Source organism: Pseudoalteromonas sp. S3785 (assembly GCF_005887365.1).
Classification (GTDB): Bacteria; Pseudomonadota; Gammaproteobacteria; order Enterobacterales; family Alteromonadaceae; genus Pseudoalteromonas.
The window spans coordinates 1-265 of sequence record NZ_PNCT01000143.1 but is presented as its reverse complement, the minus strand read 5'-3'; the positions used below and the strand labels follow the sequence as shown (position 1 = coordinate 265).

The following is a 265-nucleotide window of genomic DNA, read 5'->3' as shown; positions in this document are numbered from 1 at the left end:
TACCGAGAGCGCCGATCAAGTATCAGCTGGTTTATGCGGTTGTTAGATGAGCACATTGCTCGCAGAGCAAATAAAGAAGATAACTGCACAGGGCGCTTCTGTGTGGGAAGGTTCAAATCGCAAGCATTACTAGATGAAGCCGCACTTGCAGCGTGTATGGCGTATGTCGCGTTCCATCCCATGAGAGCTAAAATGGCTAACAACCCAGAAGAGTCAGCCCATACCATTGATCAAAATCGCTTAACATGCGCGGCAGAAGGTAAAC

Annotated in this window: 1 pseudogene; it reads left to right on the top strand. The window is 48.3% G+C overall.

What is annotated here, in order from left to right:
• Window positions 1-265 (top strand): annotated as a pseudogene (locus tag CWC17_RS18900) (transposase); the annotation flags it as partial.